This window comes from Lutibacter sp. HS1-25 (assembly GCF_004121075.1).
In the GTDB taxonomy this organism is placed as follows: Bacteria; Bacteroidota; Bacteroidia; order Flavobacteriales; family Flavobacteriaceae; genus Lutibacter.
Map to the genome: position 1 here is coordinate 20,414 of NZ_RHLN01000015.1, position 20,788 is coordinate 41,201.

Sequence of the window (20,788 nt, forward strand, 5' to 3'; positions counted from 1 at the left end):
AATTTTACAGTATTAATTTTAATTATTCATTTTTCAATTAATAATTATTTTACTTCATTATCTTTGTTTTTATGAATGAAAACCTGAATCCTGATAAAAACCATTTTTCTTCTGAAGAATTAGACGTTGAAAAAAAATTACGTCCACTTACCTTTAATGATTTTACAGGGCAGGAACAAGTTTTAGAAAATTTAAAAATATTTGTTGAAGCTGCCAATTTACGTGGTGAAGCTTTGGATCATACTTTATTTCACGGCCCTCCAGGATTAGGAAAAACCACTTTGGCTCATATTTTAGCCAATGAATTAAACGTAGGTTTAAAAATAACTTCGGGTCCTGTATTAGATAAACCGGGAGATTTAGCGGGTTTGTTAACCAATTTAAGTGAGCGAGATGTTTTGTTTATTGATGAAATTCATCGATTAAGCCCTATTGTTGAAGAGTATTTATATTCTGCAATGGAAGATTATCGTATTGACATTATGATTGAATCTGGTCCAAATGCACGAACGGTGCAAATAGATTTAGAACCATTTACTTTAATTGGAGCAACTACACGATCTGGGTTGTTAACAGCTCCAATGCGTGCACGTTTTGGTATTAGCAGTCGTTTACAATATTATAATACCGAATTATTGACAACCATTGTTCAGCGAAGTGCCATTATTTTAAATGTTCCAACTTCTATGGAAGCTGCAGTTGAAATTGCAGGAAGAAGCCGAGGAACACCGCGTATTGCCAATGCGTTGTTGCGTAGGGTGCGTGATTTTGCGCAAATTAAAGGAAATGGTACCATAACCATTGAAATTGCAAAATATGCTTTAAATGCCCTTCATGTTGATGCGCATGGTTTGGATGAAATGGATAATAAAATTCTGACAACAATAATAGATAAGTTTAGAGGTGGCCCTGTGGGTATTAGCACCTTGGCAACTGCTGTTGGAGAAAATTCGGAAACTATTGAAGAAGTGTATGAGCCTTTTTTAATTCAGGAAGGTTTTATTATGAGAACTCCTCGTGGACGAGAAGTTACCCATTTGGCATACAAGCATTTGGGTAGAATAAAGGCTGAAAATCAGGGAGAATTATTTTAATTTCTATATGTAATCTAAGTCACTTTACACAAACTTGTTTGCTGTAATTTTGTATTGCAACACCTATAACTCTGGAAAATGAATTTTAAAAAAGCAATTCCTATTTTAAATTGGCTTCCTAACTATCAAAAAAAATGGTTAAAAGGTGATGTAATTGCGGGTGTAACAGTTAGTGTTGTACTTATTCCACAGGGATTGGCATATGCAATGATTGCCGGATTGCCACCTATTTATGGCTTATATGCAGCTTTAATACCTCCATTAATTTATACAATTTTTGGAACCTCTCGAAATATTTCAGTTGGGCCTGTTGCAATGGATTCAATAATTGTAGCAACTGGAGTTTCTGCCATTGCAGCTGTAGGTACTGAGCAATTTATTAATTTGGCAATTTTACTGGGTTTTATTGTTGGAGTGATTCAACTTTTATTTGGGCTGTTTAAAATTGGTTTTCTAGTCAATTTTATTTCTAAACCTGTAATTAGTGGTTTTACTTCTGGCGCAGCAGTAATTATTGCTTTAAGTCAAGTTAAATATATTTTAGGTGTTCAAATAGATAAAAGTAACGGCGTAGGTGAACTTGTGCCAGCCATTATAAAAGTTGTTGGAAATACCAATATTTTCGATTTATTTATCGGACTTTCAACAATGGTTTTATTAATTGTTTTTAAAAAATATTTAAAAAAATTACCGGGTCCACTGGTTGTAGTTTTTATTGGAATAGTCATTGTTAAGTTTCTTGGTTTACAAGTTTTTGGAATTTCAATTGTTGGAGCCATTCCTGAAGGTCTTCCAAAGTTTACCGTTCCTAGTTTTAATTATAACACTATTATAGATTTACTGCCTTTGGCATTGACTTTGGCGATTATTGGATTTATGGAAACTTTTTCAATTGGAAAATCAATAGAAAAAAGAGAAGACAATGCTAAGATTTCTGCAAATAAAGAGTTTACGGCTTTAGGTTTAAGCAATATAGTTGGTTCGTTTTTTTTAAGTTATATAGCAACATCAAGTTTTTCAAGATCTGCGGTAAATAATAACGCCGGAGCAAAAACGCAATTGTCGGCCATATTTTCGTCTATTATTGTCGGATTTACATTGTTATTTTTAACGCCAGTATTTTTCTTTTTACCAAAAGCAGTAATTGCTTCAATAATTATAGTGGCTATTTTAGGTTTGGTTGATTATAAAACGCCAGTAAATTTATGGAAATACGATAAAAAAGATGCTGTTATTTTAATAATTACCTTTTTAGTAACCATTGTTTTAGGTGTTACAGAAGGAATTTTAGCCGGCGTTATTTTATCATTAATTATGGTTATTTACAACTCAACAAAGCCACATATAGCAGTTTTAGGACGTATTCCAGGTACAAATATGTATCGAAATGTTGAGCGTTTTAAAGAAGTTCAGGTTGAAGAAGATATTTTAATTATACGATTTGATTCACAATTAAATTTTACAAATAGTTCGTATTTTGAAGATACTATTATTGATAAGGTAAATGAAAAAGGTGATAAGCTAAAGTTAGTAATTATCAATGCCAATAGCTTAAACAATGTGGATAGTAGTGGTATTCATGTGGTAAAAGAGGTATTCTTATTTTTAAAAAATAAAAATATTGAATTGTATTTTACAGGTATGATAGGTCCTGTTAGAGACACCTTATATAAATCAGATCTGATGTCTGATATCAAATTTGAAAATTGCTTTTTAAGCGTTCAAGCTGCAGTTGATGCCTTTGAAGCGCATAAAAATAGCAGAGAAATTGGGGGCGATAATTTTAAATATGTGCAGCAAACCAATAGTTAAAATTTTCAGAAATTTGATTATAATGTGATTTAAGTTACAGATAACAAAAGAACTATCTCGTAATTTTGAAATACTTCAAAAAAAATAACAGAATTAAATTCCAATTATTATGAAAGTAGAACAATTGTTTACGGGATGTTTGGCAGAAATGGCTTATTATATCCATTCTAATGGAGAGGCAGCAATTATTGACCCTTTAAGAGAAACCGAACCATATATTGAAATGGCGAAAGCCGATGGTGCTAAAATTAAATATGTATTTTTAACGCATTTTCATGCCGATTTTGTATCAGGACAAGTAGATTTGGCTAAAAAAACAGGTGCAACCATTGTTTTTGGTCCAAATGCAGATCCTTCCTATGCTATTCATCAAGCAAAAGATGGTGAGAAATTTAAAATAGGAGATTTAACACTTCAGTTAATTCACACCCCTGGCCATACAATGGAATCTTCATCGTATTTGTTAATTGATGAAAAAGGAAATAAACCTTATGTTTTTACAGGTGATTGTTTATTTATTGGTGATGTAGGTAGACCAGATTTGGCTGTTAAATCAGATTTAACTCAAGCCGATTTGGCAGGTCATTTATTTGATTCATTGCGAAATAAAATCATGACTTTGCCCGATGATATTATTGTATATCCAAATCATGGAGCAGGTTCTGCCTGTGGTAAAAACATGAGTAAAGAAACTTTTGACACCCTAGGAAATCAAAAGAAAACAAATTATGCTTTAAGGGCAGATATGACCAAAGAAGAATTTATAAAAGAAGTTACAACTGGTTTAATGCCTCCTCCACAATATTTTGGCAATAATGTTAAAATGAATAAAGGCATTAATGTAGGTATTGATCAAATTTTACACCGAGGTACTACGCCTATTGATGCAGACACATTTAAAGATATGAGCCAACAAGATGATATTTTGGTAATTGATACCCGAAATATGGCAGATTATAGAGATGAAGGTACTGTGCCAGGCGCTTGGTTTATTGGGTTAGATGGTACTTTTGCTCCTTGGGTTGGCGCATTGATTAGCAATATAAATCAAAAAATAATTTTTATTGCTGAAGAGGGTAGAGAACAAGAAGTAGTTACGCGTTTTTCACGTGTTGGTTACGACAATGTTTTGGGGTATTTACGTGGCGGTATTCACTCTTGGAAAGCAGCAGGGCACCAAGTTGATACGCTAGATTCTATATCTGCATCTCAATTTGCAAATAAATTAAAAGATGGAACTGCAGCAATTCCATTAGACGTTAGAAAAGAATCTGAGTATTTATCGGAGCATGTAATTGGTGTAGAGAATTTTCCTTTAGACTATATTCATTCAAATTTTGCTGAAATAAATCCTGATAAAGAATACTTTTTACACTGCGCAGGTGGTTACCGTTCTTTAATTGCAGCATCAATTTTTAAAGCAAAAGGCGTTAAAAAAGTAACAGATGTTAGAGGTGGTTTTAAAGATATTAAAGATACTGGTGTAGCACTTACAGATTATGTTTGTCCTACAACATTATTGTAACATTTTTTTAGGTTGATTATTTTTTTAGGTCGAAGTTGAAAAATTTCATCAGAATTTATTCTTTTTTGAATTAGTTATTTCAAAAAAAACGAATAATCTCCTATATATTCTGTAAATTTATAGTAATAAAAAATCAAAAATGAATCGTATTTTAAAATTCACATTTTTAATGTTTGTATCGGTAGCTGTTTTTGGATGTAACAATTCTAAACCTTCAAAAACAATTACACAATTTGGCGAAATCAATGTTATTTCTCCAGCTGATTTTAAAGAGAAATCAGCAAATCATACAATTATTGATGTGAGAACGCCTGGAGAATTTTCAGAAGGCCATATTGAAGGAGCTATTAATATTAATTTTTTCGATAAAAATTTTTTAGAGCAAATGGCAAAATTCAATACAAATGAACCTGTTTTTATTTATTGTAAATCAGGAAACAGATCTTCATCAGCAATTAAAAAGATGTCAGATTTAGGATTTGTGCAAGTAAATGAATTGCAAGGCGGTATTTTAAATTGGCAAAAAAGTAACCAACCAATCATAAAATAAGATGTTTAAAAAAGTAATTTTTTTATCGGTTTTAATCAGTTTTTTAGCTTGTAACTCTTCTTTATCAACAAAAGAGATTGAAAATTATACTGTTAAAGGAAAAGAAATTACTGAAGCTTCATTTTTGGAGCTAAGCAATAATTTAATGACGCAAATGAAAATGGGAGGACCTTCACAAGCCATCTCATTTTGCAATTTACAAGCCATTCCAATTACAAATCAATTGTCCGAAAAATACAATGTGACAATCAAACGAACTTCAGATAAAATAAGAAATTTAGATAACAAATCAACCCAAAGAGAATTACAGCTAATAGACAATTATAAAAATGAAATAGCGAAAAATGCCGAATTAAAACCAATTGTTGAAGTTGACGATGCTAAAAAAATACATTTTTACGCTCCAATTATAGTTCAAGCAAAATGCTTGACCTGTCACGGTAAATTAAATGAGACAGTTAACGTGCAAACCGACTCAATTTTAAAATCGTTGTATCCAAATGATAAAGCATTTGGATATGAGGAAGGCGATTTGAGAGGTATTTGGAGTATTACGTTTAAAAATTAAATATTATGGCAAAAGTAGTGGTTTTAGGGGCAGGAATCTCTGGACATACCGCTGTGTCTTATTTAAGTAAATCGCTTAAAAAAGACCACGAGGTTGTAATGATTTCTCCTAACAGTAATTTTCAATGGGTACCTTCAAATATTTGGGTTGGTGTTGGTTTAATGACCACAGATCAGGTGAAGTTTGAGCTGGCTCCGGTGTATAAAAAAATGGGGGTAATCCATAAACAGGCACTGGCAGTTGCTATAAATCCTGAAGGTGATTTGGAACATGAAAAAGGTTTTGTAACCATAAAATATGTTTCAAAAGATAAAAAAGATATTGAAGAAAAAGTTACATACGATTATTTGATAAATGCAACAGGCCCAAAATTAAATTTTGAGGCAACCGAAGGTTTGGGGCCTCAAAAATTTACAGAATCTGTTTGTACCTATGACCATGCTTCTCACGCTTGGGCAAAATTGGAAGCGTCTTTAAAAAAAATGGAACAAGGCGAACCACAAACTTTTTTAATAGGTACGGGGCATCCAATGGCAACTTGTCAAGGTGCAGCTTTTGAGTATGTTTTAAACATCGCTTTTGAAATAAATAAAAGAAAACTGAATCATTTGGCTGATTTATGGTGGATTACCAATGAATATGAATTGGGAGATTTTGGTATGGGTGGTGCTTATGTAAAACGAAATGGATACATAACGCCTACTAAAATTTTTACCGAGTCTATTTTAAAAGAATACGGTGTTAAATGGATTAAGCAGGCCGGTGTTAAAAAAGTTGAAAAAGGAGTTGTTCATTACGAAACTTTAGATGGAAAATTAGATTCCAAAGCATTTGATTTTGCTATGTTAATTCCTGGTTTTTCAGGGGTAGATATGAATGCGTTTGACAAGCAAGGAAATGATATTACTAAAATTGTTTTTGCAGCAAATGGTATGATGAAAGTTGATGCAGATTACAATTTAAAACCATATGAAGAATGGAAAGCAAAGGATTGGCCTTTGATTTATCAAAGTTCAACTTATAAAAATATATATGCTGCCGGAATTGCATTTGCACCACCACATGCAATGTCTAAACCAATGCAAAGTCCAAATGGAACAAAAATATTTCCAACGCCACCACGTACCGGAATGCCTTCGGGTGTAATTGGTAAAATTGTGGCGCAAAATATCATTCATCAAATAAAAACAGGTAAAGACGATCATCCGCATCAGGCTTCTATGGCAAAAATGGGTGCTGCATGTATTGTGTCAGCAGGATACGGTTTTACAAAAGGACAGGCAGCTGTTATGACGGTAAAGCCAATTGTACCAGATTGGGAAACATACCCTAAATGGGGTAGAAATATAGATGATACTGTTGGTGTTGTTGGTACTGCTGGGCATTGGATGAAATTATTTATGCATTATATGTTTATTTATAAAGCAAAAGCAAAACCTTTTTGGTGGTTAATTCCTGAATAAAAAATTAAAGTTATGAGCACAAGTTTAGAAAAAAATATCCCGTATAGCAATATGTCTTATGGAACCGAACCAACTAAAATGGTAAAGTTTATGAGATCTTGTTTTTTAATTCAACTATTTAATTTTTTTAGATTAAATTTGAAAGTAATGAAAATAGTTGTAAAGGGTCACTCTTAAATACGACTAATAAAATAAAACAATGACAACAATAGAAATATTAAACTTAAAATGTGGTGGATGTGCAAATTCCATCAAAAAAGGAATTTTATCCATAGATGGTATTGATGAGGTTTCGGTTGAGTTGGAAACTTCAAAAGTAACAGTTAACACTTCAAACGAAGATTTACTTTTAAAAGTAAAAGAAAAGTTAGCTAGTATGGGGTATCCAGAAGTTGGTGACGCCAATACAATTTTACATAAAGCGAAATCTTTTGTAAGTTGTGCAACTGGGAGAATGACTTCAGAATCTTAATTAGTAATAAATAAAACCGTTTATCATGAAAAAAACCGTAGGAAGTATAGATAAAATTATCAGAATAATTTTAGCCATAGCTGTTGGGTATTTTGCATACTCAGCAAGTATTGAAACGCAGTGGGTACAAATTGTACTTTATGTAGTTTCAATAATTTTACTGGTTACCGCTTTTACAGGATTTTGCCCTTTGTATTCAATACTTAAAATAAATACTTGTAAAGTAAAAGAGTAATAAATTTAAAGTTCTTATTAAAAAAATACTCAATTTGATAAATTTCAAATTGAGTATTTTTTTAAGATAAATAAAAGGGTTATAAGAAATTAGTCTGTTTGTTGTGGTGTTACAAAATTTGCCATTAATTAAATGCCAAAATCAAAACTAAACCAAATCGGCACTATAAAAACCGCCTTTATTTTCTTTTCGGTTTTTAGAAAACTGTGTAATTAAATAAGCAGTTGTAATTAGATTTCTCAATTCACATAAATCTGTTGAAAGTTCAGAATAATCGTATAAACGTTTATTGTCTTCGTACAAGCCTTTTAATCTTCGCTCAGCGCGTAATAAACGCTCGTTAGAACGCACAATTCCAACATAGTTACTCATAATGGTCTTTACCTCATTTCTGTCGTGTGTAATTAATATTTTCTCCATGTTTTTAACTACACCACTATCATTCCATTGAGGAATATTGGTAGGGCTTTTTATTTTAGGAAAACGTTTAATTAAACTTTCAGCAGCATTGTGTGAAAATACCAACCCTTCAAGTAATGAATTTGAAGCCAATCTATTGGCTCCGTGTAATCCAGATCGGGTTACTTCACCACTTGCATATAAATTTTTGATGGAGGTTTTTCCTTTTTTACTAACATTTACACCGCCACAAATATAATGTTGAGCCGGACAAACAGGAATGTATTTTTTTCTAATATCAATGCCAAGCGACAAGCATTTTTCGGTAATATTTGGAAAATGCTTTTTAAAGGCGTTGTAATCTATATGTGTACAATCTAAATATACATTTGGAGTACCATTTTTTTTAAGTTCACGGTCTATTGCTCTTGCTACAATATCACGCGAAGCCAATTCTTCTCGATCATCGTAATTGTGCATAAAACGATCTCCGTTGTAATTTCTTAAAATAGCACCTTCACCACGTACCGCTTCAGAGATTAAAAATGCAGGATATTCGCCTGGATTGTATAAAGCTGTTGGATGAAATTGAATAAATTCCATATCAGAAATTTCAGCTTTTGCTCTGTAAGCCATGGCAATTCCATCGCCAGTTGCAATTACAGGATTGGTAGTTGTACTATAAACCTGACCATTTCCGCCAGTAGCCAACATGGTTACTTTTGCTGAAAATGTTTTAACACAATTTTTTTTCTCATCTAAAACATACGCGCCATAACAAGTTATTTTTCCTTTTCGTTTGGTTTGTTTTTGTTTTAATTGATGTTCTGTAATTAAATCAATTGCGTAATGGTAATTTAAAAAAGTAATATTTTCAGTGTTTTCTACTTGTTGAAGTAATGCACGTTCAATTTCTGCTCCGGTAATATCTTTATGATGTAAAACACGATCTTGCGAATGTCCTCCTTCTCTTCCTAATGAATAGGAACCATCTTTTGTTTTGTCAAATTGTGTTCCCCATTCAATCAATTCTCGCAAACGATCTGGAGCACTTTCAACCACCATTTTAACTACTTTTTCGTCACAAAGACCATCACCAGCAATAAGTGTATCTTCAATATGTTGTTCAAATGAATCGACTGTTTTATCCCAAACTGTTGAAATTCCGCCCTGGGCATATTTGGTATTACACTCGTTTTTTTCGTTTTTGGTAACTATAGTAACTGTGGCGTTTTTAAAGTTATTTGCGACTTTAAGTGCAAATGATAAACCAGCAATTCCAGAACCAATAACTAAAAAATCTGTTTTGTGTATTTTTTTTTCAGCATTCATTAAAAACAGTTGTTATTTTGAAAGTTCTAACATGCGCTCAATAGAAACAAGTGCTTTTTTGCTTAATTCAGGGTCAACTTCAACAAAAGGCAGTTCATGTTTTAGACATAAATACAATTTTTTCATGGTATTCATTTTCATATAAAAACACTCGCTACAGTTACAGCTATCGTCTTCAACAGGAGCTGGAATCAAAATTTTACCAGGAGATTCTTGTCTCATTTTATGTAAAATACCAACTTCAGTAGCAACAATAAATGTTTTAGCTTTGCTGTTTTTTACATAATTTAATAAGCCAGAAGTAGAACCTACATATTTGGCAACTTTTAATAAATGCGCTTCAGATTCTGGGTGAGCAATAATCTCAGCACCTGGATTTTCAGCGTATAATTGTAATATTTTATCTATTGAAAAGGCTTCGTGAACCATACAAGCTCCGTCCCAAAGCAACATATCTCTACCTGTTTTTTTAATTAACCAAGCACCTAGATTTCTATCTGGAGCAAAAATAATTGGTTGATCTTTTGGTATAGAGTTGATAATTTTTTCAGCATTTGAAGAAGTACAAACAATATCGGTCAATGCTTTAATTTCTGCTGAAGTATTTACATAAGAAACCACCAAGTGATTAGGGTGTTTCTTTTTGAAAGCTGCAAATTCTGAAGGCGGACAAGAATCTGCCAAAGAACATCCTGCTTTTAAATCGGGTAACAATACTTTTTTATCTGGATTCAATATTTTTGCAGTTTCGGCCATAAAATGTACACCTGCAAAAACAATAATATCAGCGTCTGTTTCAGCTGCTTTTTGAGCCAAAGCCAAACTATCTCCCACAAAATCTGCAATATCTTGTATTGCATCTTCTTGGTAGTAATGTGCTAAAATAACAGCGTTCTTTTTTTTGCGAAGTTTTTTTATTTCTTTAACATAGTCAATGCTTTTTGCAGTTTCTATGTCTAAAAATCCTTTTTCTTGAATGTTTTTTTTAGCTTCTTGTAATGTGTTCATAATTGGTTTTTTTTATTGGCTCAGGCCAAAAAATATACCAAACAATCGGAGGTAAGTCCGATTGTTTAAGCAGTTAATATGTTAAAATTCAATAATCCGTGTATCGTTTTATTTTACTTTATATCTCCAGCCAAATTTATCTTCAGCTTTATTTCTTTGAATATCTGTTAAACCTTTTTTAATAATTGAAGCATAAGTATTTTCAATTTTTGGCAATTCAAAATTTTGGTCTTTATGTGCAAATCCTAAAATTGGACTTACAACAGCTGCAGTACCTGCACCAAACATTTCTAATAATTCACCTTTTTTAGCAGCTTCAATAATTTCAGTTACTTTAATTGGTCTTACTTCAACTTTTATACCTTTGTCTTCAAGAAATTGAATGATACTTTTACGCGTAACACCATCTAAAATTCTTTCGCTGGTAGGCGCAGTTAACAAGGTATCATTTATTCTAAAAAAGACATTCATTGTACCAGCTTCTTCTAAATATTCATGGGTAGAAGCATCTGTCCATAAAACTTGCTGGTAACCTTGCTCTGCAGCTAATTTTGCAGGATAAAAAGAAGAGGCGTAATTACCTGCAGCTTTAGCAAAACCAACACCACCGTTAGCAGATCGACTGTATTTATCGGCAATTAAAACCCTAACTTCTCCGGCATAATAAGCTTGAACAGGAGAGCAAATAATCATAAATTTATATTTTGTTGATGCCGATGCCGATACGCAATTTTCTGTAGCAATAACAAAAGGTCTAATGTATAACGAGTTTTCACCGCCTTTTTTAATCCATTGGCTGTCTAATTTTAACAATTCAGTCAATCCTTCAAAAAAGTAATCTTTTGGAAAAGCAGGCATATCTAAACGTTCTGCAGAGATATTTATACGTTTTTGATTTTCATCTGGTCTAAATAACCAAATATCATCATTATCATCTTTGTAAGCTTTCATTCCTTCAAAAACCGCTTGTCCGTAATGAAAAACTTTTGCAGATGGATCAAACAGAATAGGTTGATAAGGTCTAATTTTAGGAGTTTGCCATTCGCCATTTTCAAAATCGCATTCAAACATGTGGTCAGTAAAAATTTGACCAAATTTTAAAGTACTAAAATCAACTTCTGAAATTTTTGATTTTGTTATTTTCTCTATATGTAAAGCCATAGTAAACCGTGTTTTAATTTTGCAAAATTACTTATTTTTTTAATATGTAATTTTATTATGTTTTAAATGTGCTGCCTTAATTTTTTAATATATTTGGGTAAAAATATTCAATTAAATAATAACAGGGAAATAAAATCACATTATTAGTGTAGTTAGTGATTGTTGTTTTGTTGTTTTTGAATAAGTTAAAATCAATGAAATTCCATATGTTGCTGAAAATCAGTAAATTGAAGTTTTTATACTTTAAAAATATCTCAAGTCAGAATTTCAAATTAAAAAATAAATATTTTTGGAGAGAAAAGTAGTTTTAACAGCCGATGGCTCGTCAACCATCCATTTATCCGAGTGGGATGAGAATTATCATTCAAAACATGGCGCCATTCAAGAAGCCATGCATGTTTTTATAAAAAGCGGATTGTCTTTGTTTTCAGATAGTTCAATTTCGATTTTAGAAATTGGTTTTGGAACAGGTTTAAATAGTTTTATTACTTTTTTAGAGGCTGAAAAATTAAACTTAAATGTCGATTATGTTGGAGTAGAAGCTTATCCGGTTTCTTTTGATGAAATTGATAAATTAAATTACATTTCAGAATTAAAAGCCGAAGATTTTACACAGGTTTTTAAAAATATGCATACCCAAAGTTGGGATCAAAAATCAGAGTTGTCTTCAAAATTTTTATTGACAAAAAGAAAGCAGTTTTTTCATGAAATAAATGATGAAAATAGTTTTGATTTGATTTATTTTGATGCTTTTGGTGCAAGAGTTCAGCCAGATTTATGGACTGAAGAAATATTTGAAATCATGTATAAATCCTTAAAAAAAGGAGGTGTATTGGTTACTTATTGTGCAAAAGGAAGTGTTAGAAGGGCGATGTTAAAAGTTGGGTTTTCTGTCGAAAAATTAGCTGGACCTCCAGGAAAAAGAGAAATGTTACGTGCAACAAAAAATTAATTTAAAAAGTATTTATGAGTCAGCAACGATTTAAAAAAGGCAAAAAACCAAATAAAATGAGATTGTTTATTTTATTGCTATTGTTAGTGTTAATAACTTATTTATGGATGCATTCTGAAAGTATTATTAGCAGTTTATTTAACAGTAAATAATTATTTTTTAAAGACTCTTCCTTTCCATGTATAGCTTTTAAACGTTGAAGAAATTCCGACGTAAGTAATAAAAAAAGGATATAAAAAAGCTACTAGTAAAAAGTATTTTAGCGAATTATTGTTTATTAAAAAATCACTTGTTTTTTTAATAAGTATAAAATCAACGATTGTTTTTTGAATGAATATTACTAAAAAATATTTCCAAAAAAACGGATTCAAAATTGCTGAAATAAAAAGCGAAAGCACTAAAAGATTGGTTGATAAAACTACAATACCAACAAACTTTGAAAAGTTGCTATTGTATGCTGTTGATTTTGAAGCCCATCTTATTTGTTGATTTAGGTATAAACTCCAGTTTTTTTCTGAATTGGTGGTGACAGTAGCTTCTGCCGATTTTAAAAATAACACTTGTTCAGGATAATTTTTTACCATTTTTTCTAATAAAAAAACATCATCACCACTAGCAATTGATGTGTTTCCTTCAAAACCATTTACATTTTTAAATGCTGTTTTTTGATAACACAAATTAGCCCCATTGCACATAAAGGATTTTTTAATTCCAAAACTTCCAATGGTGCTGCCCATTAAACTTATAAAATTCAAATTTTGAAAATGAAATAACAACGAATTTTGTTTTTTAAATATTACAGGTGCAGCTATCAAAACTGGGTTTTTAGCTTCAATAAACTGATTGAATAGTTGTAACCAATAAATTGACACAATACAATCTGCGTCTGTAGTAACAATCCATTCAAATTTTGAGCTTGAAATTGCGGTGTTTATGGCATCTTTTTTGGGTGAATTTGTAGTTCTATTGTTTTGTAAAAGATTGGTTTTTATATGCGGAAATTGTTGCTGAAAATTTTCAATAACTACACATGAATTGTCTTCAGAAGCATCGTTTACAAATAAAATTTCAAACAAATGTGTCGGGTAATTTAACTGCTCAAATGAATTTAGTAATTGGGGTAAATTGGCAGTTTCATTTCTAAAAGGTACAACAACTGAAAATGTTGTTTTTGGGGGTAAATCTGTTTTTTTGATTGTTTTTAATTTTTGAAAACCCACAAAAAAACCAATAATTAATACCGAATAAATTAAAGCAATAAATAAAAACACAATAATCATAATGAATTGTTGGTTTTAAAATTTAATACAAAAATACTTCCAATAATGGAAGGTATTGCAAAATTGAGTATCCACATAACAGTGGTTACGGTTACTACCGTTAATTGGTTTAAACCAACAAAGCCAAAAAGCCAAATGGCAATAGAACCTTTAATAACCCAATCGAAAATGGCCAAACTTGGTATAACAGATGCCATAAAATACATACAAAAAATAAGGCTAATTAGTGTAGGGTAATCGGTTTCAATACCCATAATTTTTAGTAAAAAGTAAAATTGATGCGAAAAAACCAAGTATCTCAAAAAAGAATAAAGAGCTGCTTTTAGGTATATTTTTTTCGAAATATTTTTTAAATAAACGCTTATTTTGTTGAGGTTTAATTGTTTTCTGAAAAAATAAATCAAGGCGAATATTAAAAAAATTAAGCCAACTTTTAAAAGGTCAATTTTCGGAATTTCAGCTTTAAAATTCTTCATAAAAAACAGAAAACCATACAAGCCAAATAAACATGTAATGGCTAACTGAATTAAGTTTCCAACCAAATTTAAAGTCATTATTTTTTTGCGTCTTCCAGCTTCAAAAAACAAGGCTTTTGCACCATATTCTCCAATTCTGTTTGGGGTTATTAAAGATACTGTTAAAGATGCTAAACTCTGCTGATAAGCTTCTAAAAAAGTGATTTTTTTTTCAACAGAAACCAATGTTTTCCACTTAAATATTTCTAAAAACCAATTTATATCTGTTAGTAATAAAACTGAAATGATAACCCAAATTTTTGCCGAAAAAAGCTTTGAAAGCCGCTCGTTTAACTGTTGAAAAGATAAAAGTTGATTGCTAACTAATTTGGTGTACATTAAATAAAAAGCGATAACAACAATTGTTATTTTCACTATAAAAAATAGGAGTCGTTTATATTTAACAGAGATATTGTACATTTGAATTTACAAATTAACAATAAAATTGGGTTCAGAAAAAATCATATTAGGCATAGATCCAGGAACTACCATTATGGGTTTTGGACTGATAAAAGTAGTGGATAAAAAAATGGAATTGATTGTTTTAGACGAATTAATGCTAAAAAAATACGATGACCATTATTTAAAGTTGAAATTAATTTTTGAACGAACAGTACATTTAATAGACCAATATCATCCCGATGAAATTGCAATTGAAGCGCCATTTTTTGGTAAAAATGTGCAGTCTATGTTAAAATTGGGTCGTGCACAAGGAGTCGCTATGGCAGCTGGTTTGTCTCGTGAAGTTCCAATTACGGAGTATTCTCCAAAAAAAATAAAAATGGCTATTACTGGCAATGGAAATGCTAGTAAAGAGCAGGTTGCTAAAATGTTACAAAGTTTGCTAAAAATGAAAGAATTACCTCAAAATCTAGATTCAACCGATGGTTTGGCAGCAGCAGTTTGTCATTTTTACAACAGCGGAAAAGTTACTGTTGGTAAAAACTATACAGGTTGGGCTGCTTTTGTAAAACAAAATGAAAAAAGGGTGGTTAAATAAATATTTTAACAAAATTACTTTTCAATTATTGCTAAAATATTTGGTTTAAAATAATTTGGACCTTTCATTACTTTACCATCTTCACGGTAAATTGGTTTTCCATCGGCACCTAATTTACTCATGTTACTTCGTTGAATTTCATTAAAAACTTCTTCAATTTTGTATTGCATGCCGTGTTCTAAAATGGTGCCGCATAAAATGTACAGCATATCTCCCAAAGCGTCGGCAACTTCAACCAAATCATTGTTATTGGCTGCTTCTAAATATTCTTCATTTTCTTCAGCCATTAAATCAAAACGCAATTTTAATTTTGCTTCATCTAATTTTGCGATAGGTTTGTGTTGAATTCCCAATCCAAAGGCTTCATGAAATTCTTTTACGGCGTTTAATTTATTCTTCATTATTGTATTATAACTTTTTAATTGTTAAAAATATTTTGGTCAGTTGCTTTCTAATGTAAGCAACGTTACTTTTATTTCTAACTAAATTTTATGTACTTTTGATGATAAATATACACATTTAATATGTTTAGTAAAGGACAATTAATTTTTGCTGGATTTTTTATAGTTGCATTTACCATTGCTATGGTTTGGAGTTACAGAAAAGATATAAAAGTTCATAAAAAGTATTATAAAAACACGTTTTTAATTTTAATTGGTGTTTTTTTAATTATTGCTATTTTTACGTTGATTACTTTTTCTTTGCATTAATCTTCCATAGCGGTTAAAGTACTTAGTTTTTCGTGATCTAATTCAACAAAACCATCATTGTTAAAAGATGTTGGTGATGCAAATTTCACATTATATTCTAAATCTTCCTGAGTGTATGAATGAATTTGGTAAACCTTTTGAGAAAATGATTCTTCGTGATATTGAGCTAAAATATAAAATTCTATATCCAACTTTTTAATTTCAGATTCACTCAAGTTAAACAAAGGACTTTCTTCGTCTATTTCGTGAACAATTGTCCAGGTTGTTGATAAATATTTTATGGCATTCATTTCTAAATTTAACCTATAAAATTCCCTTTCATGTTTATTGTTAGTTGTGATTTTTGTAATTGACATTGTTAATGAAATTTCAGAATCTATCATTATACTAGTTCTATTGTTCATAAGTCTAAACATTAAAGCTTTTCGGTCATTAAAATTTCTAAAAATTATATTTTTACTAAAGCGAATGGATGCATTTGGTTTAGAAAAACGCCCATATAACAATCCTGTTATAAATGAAAATGTTAGTAAACCAATTAAAGCCTCAAAAGACGAAACAATATTTGCTAAAAGACCATGAGGTGAAATGCCACCATAGCCTACAGTTGTAATAGTTTGAGCGCTAAAAAAAAAGCCGTTTAAAAAATCTTTAAAAGTATTACCAGACAATGTGGTAATTTCTTCAATTCCAACAAGAGTGTAAATAATGCCAAAAATAATATTGATTAGCAAGTAACTGCAAAATACAAGTAGAAAAAATTTTGGCCAAGATATTTGAATTAAATAAGTGTAAGTATCTTGAAAATTAAACTTCTTGTTTAAATGTATGATGGTTGATTCTCCTTTTTGATTAACTAAACGTTTGGCATTTATTTTTGAAGCATATCCAAATCCAGGATCTTTTATTTTATTCATAAAAAACAATTAATTCTCTAAAGTAGTGAATATTTATAAATTAAAATAGGCTGTTTTAAAACCAATTTATTTCTTAAATTAGCAATGCAAAAAAAACACGCTCTTATTTAAATGAGATCTTTAAAATATATATTTTTCTTTTTTTTAGCTTTAATTATTGGTGCATCTGTTTATGTTGCAACACTAGACGGTAGTTACAATATTAGCGTTTCTAGAGCTATGAAAGTGCCGGCTGAAGTTATTTTTAAAAATGTGAACAATTATAAAAATTGGGAACTTTGGAATCCTTGGCAAGAGCTTGATAAAACAACTGTAACTTCTTATCCCCAGCAAACTTCGGGTGTTGGTGCATCTTTTACTTGGACAGGTATTGGTGGATTGGGTTCTGTAAAAACAATTTCAACAACACCTAATCAAGCTTTAATTCAGGAAATTGATTTAAGAAAAGAGCGCAAATCTGAAATGTATTGGGAGTTGTTAAAATTTAACGATAGTACAAAAGTAACTTGGGGCATAAGAGGAAATAATAATTTTAGCGAAAAAATAAATTGGTTGCTAAAAGGTGATGTTGAAATTGATATTGCCCAAAAATTAACGCGTGGATTGGAACTGTTAAATGAAGCAGTGTTAAAAGAAATGGATGTTTACTCGATTGATTATAAGGGTGTTGTAGATTATGGTGGAGGTTATTATTTATACCAAACTGTTGCTTGTAAAAATGAAGATGCGCCAATTAAAATGACAAAAATGTTTTCGGCAATAACCAGTTACATGACCGCCAATCAGTTGTCAGCTTCAGGTAAACCGTTCACATTAAATCACCAAATAGACACTGTAAATGGTACTGTTTTGTTCTCGGCTTGTGTGCCTGTTAGAGAGCGAATTATTACAGAAGGTGATGTTTTAACAGGTTATTTAGAACCTGTTACTGCTTATAAAATTATTTTTAAAGGCAATTATAAGTTTTTACCAGCTAGCTGGCCAAATTTTTATAAAAATTTAGAAAATGATGGACATATATCTGTTGAAAAGGGACAATCTTTTGAAGTTTACACCATCAATCCAAATGACAATTTGAATCCAGCAGCATGGCTTACTGAAATTTATATTCCAATAAAAACCGATGAAGTTTTAGAGGATACAACCATCCAAAACCAACCACCTGTTTTAAATGAATAGTTTTACAATATTCAATTTTTGCTCGCTGTTTTGGGCATTCCCTGCGGGTCGGGCTTTCCGCTATATCTTTTTTGCAATTTCACTGCGTTACATTGCAAAAAAGGATGCCGCTGCAATCCCTAATGCAAAAGCAAATCAACTTAAACCTGTTTATATCTAAAACAAGTTGTTATATGATCGTTTACCATTCCGGTTGCTTGCATATGCGCATAAATAACAGTAGAACCAACAAACTTAAATCCGCGTTTTTTTAAATCTTTTGAAATTACATCTGAAAGTGCTGTTTTTGCAGGTAAATCTTTTAAATCTTGCCAATTATTTTTAATCGGTTTTTTGTTTACAAAGTTCCAGATGTAAGTCGAAAATGAACCAAATTCTTCCTGAATTTTCATAAATGCAACAGCATTAGAAATGGTTGCTTTAATTTTTAACTTATTTCTAATAATACCAGCGTTTAAAAGCAATTCTTCAAACTTGGCTTCATTGTAATTGGCAATTTTTTTATAATCAAAATTGTCAAAAGCAGTTCTAAAGTTTTCACGTTTTCGCAATATGGTAATCCAACTCAATCCAGCCTGAAAGGTTTCTAAAATTAAAAATTCAAACAATTTGGCATCATCATAAACAGGCACACCCCATTCTGTATCATGATACGCTATATAAAGCGGATCGTTTCCGCACCAAGCACAACGTGTTTTGTTCATTATTAAAAAATCAGATTACAATTTAAAAATATATTATTAACATCGGTATAATTTTTGTAAATTTAAAATACTAAAATATAAGGGCATGAAAAATCTATTTTATTTTTTTATTGTTGCTTTGTTTATTATTAGTTGCACATCTACGTCAAAAACAATTGTAAATAACAAAGCTAAACTTCCAGAAGGAGCAGTTAGAATTGCAAACGACTCTTTAGAGTACGAAATAATTATTTTTGATACAGGTTATGATTATTACTTAAAATCCATTGCAAAACCAGAGTGGTACTATTCACTAAATTATTTAGAAACAAGAAACCGTTTTTATGTTACAGAGTGGAATATAAGAGCACAAAATCCTTTAAGATACAATGCTGCAATCTATGGAAATGTTATTGATTATGATTTTAATACCAAATACGGATTTGAGGTAAACTACAAATTGTTTAACTATTTTAAATTTGTGGAGTATAAATATAAACAGGTTTTTTAATTACTCTTCAATTGGTTTTAATGTAAAACGCAAAACCAAATACCCTAAAATACCTGCAACTAAAGAGCCTATAATAACCCCCATTTTTGCAGCTGCAATTAACGCATCTTCAACATAAGCCAAATTGGCTATAAATAAAGACATTGTAAATCCCAATCCGCCTAATAAACTAACACCAAATAATTGTATAAAACTTACATTTTCGGGTAAATCTGCTAATTTAAATTTTACGGCCAAGGTTGCCAATAACATAATACCAATGGTGTTACCTAAAACCAATGCCAAAGCAATGTTTAAACTAATATGACCAAAATCTCCTAAACCACTAAAGCTAATAACAACACCCGCATTTGCCAAAGCAAAAATTGGCATAATTAAATAAGAAACCCAACCGTGTAGAGTGTGTTCTAAGTTTTGAAGTGGCGAATATACTTTCTCAGTAATTTCTTCAATTGAATCTATGGCATGAAGCTGATCTGAACTTAATAATTCATCAGATAAAGGTTCGCTTGTTTTAAATATTTTAAATTCTTCAGTTACCAGTCTTATATATTCTTTAATTTCTAATTTACGTTCAATAGGAATTGTAAATGCCATTAAAATACCTGCAATTGTTGGGTGTACACCAGACTTTAAAAATAAAAACCAAACGATACAACCAATTATAAAATATACATATTGAGAGTATAATTTTTTGTAGCTTAAAAAAGCTACAAAAGCATAAATAAGCATGGCATATCCTAATAATTCCCATTGAATATTTGAACTGTAAAAAATGGCAATTACAATAACAGCCCCAATATCATCAACAATTGCAAAGGCTGTTAAAAATATTTTTAGTCCTAATGGTACACGTTTTCCTAGTAGTGTTAATATTCCCAAAGTAAAAGCAATATCTGTTGCCATAGGGATTCCCCAACCTTCAGCACCCACTTTGCCTGAATTCATAAAAGTGAATATCAACACAGGAAATAACATGCCGCCAATAGCTGCAAAAATTGGCAACGATGCTTTTCGCAGCGTTGTTAATTCTCCTGCTAAAATTTCTCTTTTAACTTCCAATCCTATAACAAAAAAGAAAATAGCCATTAAGCCATCATTTATCCAAAGTATCAATGGTTTTGAAAGATGAAAACTATTATCTGCAAAACCAATAGTAAATTTGTGATGCCATAAATCTTCGTATAAATATCCATACGACGAATTTGCCCAAAGAACTGCAAAAATGGAAACGACGAAAAGAATAATGCTAGATGATGTTTCTAATTGTATAAATTTTTTAAAAGGGTCACTAACTCGTCTCATGTTTTTATTTGGATGAATGAATTATGTAATTAGCAAAAATAAACAAAAAAAAGGTAGTAATTAAAAACCACTACCTTTATATCATTAATTCTTTTGCGCTATTAAAGTGTGTTTCAC

22 protein-coding genes are annotated in these 20,788 nt (G+C 30.9%); 13 read left to right on the top strand and 9 right to left on the bottom strand.

The window, feature by feature from the left end:
* Positions 1-71: 71 nt before the first annotated feature.
* The 8 genes from ruvB (at position 72) to EC396_RS07370 (ending at position 7,719) form a co-directional block, all read left to right on the top strand.
* Positions 72-1,094 carry a Holliday junction branch migration DNA helicase RuvB gene (ruvB, locus tag EC396_RS07335; RefSeq protein ID WP_129366059.1) on the top strand — a complete coding sequence of 341 codons (1,023 nt, stop codon included), beginning with the start codon at positions 72-74 and terminating at the stop codon, positions 1,092-1,094.
* A gap of 78 nt (positions 1,095-1,172) precedes the next feature.
* Positions 1,173-2,906, top strand: coding sequence for a SulP family inorganic anion transporter (locus tag EC396_RS07340; protein WP_129366060.1), 1,734 nt, complete (start codon positions 1,173-1,175; stop codon positions 2,904-2,906).
* 109 nt (positions 2,907-3,015) lie between these two features.
* On the top strand, positions 3,016-4,431 hold the full coding sequence (locus EC396_RS07345) for a rhodanese-like domain-containing protein (RefSeq protein ID WP_129366061.1): 1,416 nt from the start codon (positions 3,016-3,018) through the stop codon (positions 4,429-4,431).
* Positions 4,432-4,570: 139 nt separating this feature from the next.
* Positions 4,571-4,981 (top strand): rhodanese-like domain-containing protein, encoded by a 411-nt coding sequence (locus EC396_RS07350; protein ID WP_129366062.1) that lies wholly within the window; start codon positions 4,571-4,573, stop codon positions 4,979-4,981.
* Position 4,982: 1 nt separating this feature from the next.
* Positions 4,983-5,549, top strand: a complete 567-nt coding sequence (locus tag EC396_RS07355; RefSeq protein WP_129366063.1) for a DUF3365 domain-containing protein — start codon at positions 4,983-4,985, stop codon at positions 5,547-5,549.
* 5 nt (positions 5,550-5,554) lie between these two features.
* A complete protein-coding gene (locus EC396_RS07360) occupies positions 5,555-7,012 on the top strand; it encodes an NAD(P)/FAD-dependent oxidoreductase (protein ID WP_129366064.1) in 1,458 nt (485 codons plus the stop codon).
* Between the two features lie 199 nt (positions 7,013-7,211).
* The gene (locus EC396_RS07365; protein WP_129366065.1) at positions 7,212-7,484 is read left to right on the top strand and encodes a heavy-metal-associated domain-containing protein; all 273 of its coding nucleotides are present in this window, start codon (positions 7,212-7,214) and stop codon (positions 7,482-7,484) included.
* 25 nt (positions 7,485-7,509) lie between these two features.
* A complete protein-coding gene (locus EC396_RS07370; protein ID WP_129366066.1) occupies positions 7,510-7,719 on the top strand; it encodes a DUF2892 domain-containing protein in 210 nt (69 codons plus the stop codon).
* Positions 7,720-7,866: 147 nt separating this feature from the next.
* Here the strand turns inward: EC396_RS07370 and nadB are convergent, their stop codons facing one another.
* The 3 genes from nadB to EC396_RS07385 form a co-directional block, all read right to left on the bottom strand.
* Complete coding sequence (gene nadB, locus EC396_RS07375) at positions 7,867-9,450, bottom strand: L-aspartate oxidase (protein ID WP_240665655.1); 1,584 nt, start codon at positions 9,448-9,450, stop codon at positions 7,867-7,869.
* A gap of 12 nt (positions 9,451-9,462) precedes the next feature.
* Positions 9,463-10,458, bottom strand: a complete 996-nt coding sequence (nadA, locus tag EC396_RS07380) for a quinolinate synthase NadA (protein WP_205757927.1) — start codon at positions 10,456-10,458, stop codon at positions 9,463-9,465.
* A 108-nt stretch (positions 10,459-10,566) separates the two neighbouring features.
* The gene (locus EC396_RS07385; RefSeq protein ID WP_129366068.1) at positions 10,567-11,619 is read right to left on the bottom strand and encodes a branched-chain amino acid aminotransferase; all 1,053 of its coding nucleotides are present in this window, start codon (positions 11,617-11,619) and stop codon (positions 10,567-10,569) included.
* Positions 11,620-11,908: 289 nt separating this feature from the next.
* On the opposite strand from EC396_RS07385, the gene mnmD reads away from it, so the two are divergent.
* On the top strand, positions 11,909-12,571 hold the full coding sequence (gene mnmD, locus EC396_RS07390; RefSeq protein WP_129366069.1) for a tRNA (5-methylaminomethyl-2-thiouridine)(34)-methyltransferase MnmD: 663 nt from the start codon (positions 11,909-11,911) through the stop codon (positions 12,569-12,571).
* Positions 12,572-12,723: 152 nt separating this feature from the next.
* Here mnmD and EC396_RS07395 read toward each other — a convergent pair whose 3' ends face one another.
* Both EC396_RS07395 and EC396_RS07400 read right to left on the bottom strand, forming a co-directional pair.
* Entirely contained in the window at positions 12,724-13,851 is a 1,128-nt protein-coding gene (locus tag EC396_RS07395; RefSeq protein ID WP_129366070.1) for a glycosyltransferase, read from the bottom strand.
* Complete coding sequence (locus tag EC396_RS07400; RefSeq protein WP_240665656.1) at positions 13,848-14,741, bottom strand: lysylphosphatidylglycerol synthase domain-containing protein; 894 nt, start codon at positions 14,739-14,741, stop codon at positions 13,848-13,850. Before EC396_RS07400 ends, EC396_RS07395 begins: the two co-directional genes overlap by 4 nt.
* Positions 14,742-14,811: 70 nt before the next feature.
* On the opposite strand from EC396_RS07400, the gene ruvC reads away from it, so the two are divergent.
* Entirely contained in the window at positions 14,812-15,366 is a 555-nt protein-coding gene (gene ruvC / locus EC396_RS07405; RefSeq protein ID WP_129366071.1) for a crossover junction endodeoxyribonuclease RuvC, read from the top strand.
* 14 nt (positions 15,367-15,380) lie between these two features.
* Here ruvC and EC396_RS07410 read toward each other — a convergent pair whose 3' ends face one another.
* The gene (locus EC396_RS07410; RefSeq protein ID WP_129366072.1) at positions 15,381-15,767 is read right to left on the bottom strand and encodes a nucleoside triphosphate pyrophosphohydrolase family protein; all 387 of its coding nucleotides are present in this window, start codon (positions 15,765-15,767) and stop codon (positions 15,381-15,383) included.
* 123 nt (positions 15,768-15,890) lie between these two features.
* On the opposite strand from EC396_RS07410, the gene EC396_RS07415 reads away from it, so the two are divergent.
* Positions 15,891-16,076 carry a hypothetical protein gene (locus EC396_RS07415; protein ID WP_129366073.1) on the top strand — a complete coding sequence of 62 codons (186 nt, stop codon included), beginning with the start codon at positions 15,891-15,893 and terminating at the stop codon, positions 16,074-16,076.
* On the opposite strand, the gene EC396_RS07420 is transcribed toward EC396_RS07415, so the two are convergent.
* A complete protein-coding gene (locus EC396_RS07420) occupies positions 16,073-16,993 on the bottom strand; it encodes an ion channel (protein WP_129366074.1) in 921 nt (306 codons plus the stop codon). The two genes, EC396_RS07415 and EC396_RS07420, sit on opposite strands and share 4 nt — an antisense overlap.
* Positions 16,994-17,104: 111 nt before the next feature.
* Here EC396_RS07420 and EC396_RS07425 point away from each other — a divergent pair, with 111 nt between their 5' ends.
* On the top strand, positions 17,105-18,172 hold the full coding sequence (locus EC396_RS07425) for a GyrI-like domain-containing protein (RefSeq protein ID WP_129366075.1): 1,068 nt from the start codon (positions 17,105-17,107) through the stop codon (positions 18,170-18,172).
* Between the two features lie 140 nt (positions 18,173-18,312).
* Here the strand turns inward: EC396_RS07425 and EC396_RS07430 are convergent, their stop codons facing one another.
* Positions 18,313-18,876, bottom strand: coding sequence for a DNA-3-methyladenine glycosylase I (locus tag EC396_RS07430; RefSeq protein ID WP_129366076.1), 564 nt, complete (start codon positions 18,874-18,876; stop codon positions 18,313-18,315).
* A gap of 85 nt (positions 18,877-18,961) precedes the next feature.
* Between EC396_RS07430 and EC396_RS07435 the strand changes: the two genes are divergently transcribed.
* Positions 18,962-19,366, top strand: a complete 405-nt coding sequence (locus EC396_RS07435; RefSeq protein WP_129366077.1) for a DUF6146 family protein — start codon at positions 18,962-18,964, stop codon at positions 19,364-19,366.
* Here EC396_RS07435 and nhaA read toward each other — a convergent pair whose 3' ends face one another.
* A complete protein-coding gene (gene nhaA, locus EC396_RS07440) occupies positions 19,367-20,671 on the bottom strand; it encodes a Na+/H+ antiporter NhaA (protein ID WP_129366078.1) in 1,305 nt (434 codons plus the stop codon). It lies immediately after the preceding gene.
* Positions 20,672-20,788: the final 117 nt, after the last annotated feature.